Genomic DNA, 818 nt, shown 5'->3' on the forward strand with positions numbered 1-818 from the left:
ATTCGACCCCCCTCATGCGCAGCCCCCTCCCTCTCCGCGTGCGGTGCGGCGACAAGCCGGCACAGGAGAGATACCCGCGATCCGCCCCCTCTGATCGCCGGCGCACGACGGCGTCAGGGAGCACGACCGGCGCGGCTACGCTCCGGGAGCGGTCGTGCGCACAGTGGCGATCATGCGCGGACCGCTCACGACCCGCCGCCGAACTTGCGGGTCTTCCGCACCTGACCGCGTGCCGCCACCGCCAACGGCGTCAGCGCCGGGACGAGGGCCAGGGCGCTGAGCGCGTTGAGCGCGAAGCCGAGGCCGAGCGCCGCGGCCAGGGCCGGGGCGGCGAGGCCGCCGAGGATGGCGGCCAGTGAGTCGGCGGCCAGGAAGAGGGCCGTCACCCGGCCCAACAGGCCGGCCGGCACGGTGTGTTGCAGGTGGCTCTGGACGGTGATCAGCAGCATGCTGCCCGGTACCCCGACCAGCCCGGCGGCGAGCACGGCGGCCGGCAGGGCCGGGGCGTTGGCCAGCGCGAAGAAGGCGACGCCGGTGCCGATCCGGGCGAGGAGCAGTGTGCGGAGGGTGCCGAGCCTGGCCAGGGTCGGGCCGGTGAGCGTGGCGCCCAGCAGGAAGCCGGCGCCGAGCCCGGAGATCAGGTAGCCGACGGCGTGCCCGGGGGCGTCGAGCCGGGTCACCAGCAGCGGGACGAGCAGCGCGGTGAGGCCGGCGTTGGCCGTCAGGAAGAGCGTGTTGGCGACGAGCGGGCCGCGGAGGGCCGGGCGGGTGGCGACCTGGGCCAGGCCGGCGCGCAGCCCGCCCCCGGTGGGCGGGGC

The 818-nt window shown here is 76.5% G+C and carries 1 protein-coding gene; it reads right to left on the reverse strand.

The window, feature by feature from the left end:
- Nucleotides 1-185 precede the first annotated feature (185 nt).
- Nucleotides 186-818, reverse strand: a 633-nt coding sequence (locus E1283_RS36650) for an MFS transporter (RefSeq protein WP_165956387.1), incomplete at its 5' end; no start/stop codon positions are given.

Origin of the sequence: Streptomyces hainanensis (assembly GCF_004348415.1) — a bacterium.
Taxonomy (GTDB): Bacteria; Actinomycetota; Actinomycetes; order Streptomycetales; family Streptomycetaceae; genus Streptomyces; species Streptomyces hainanensis.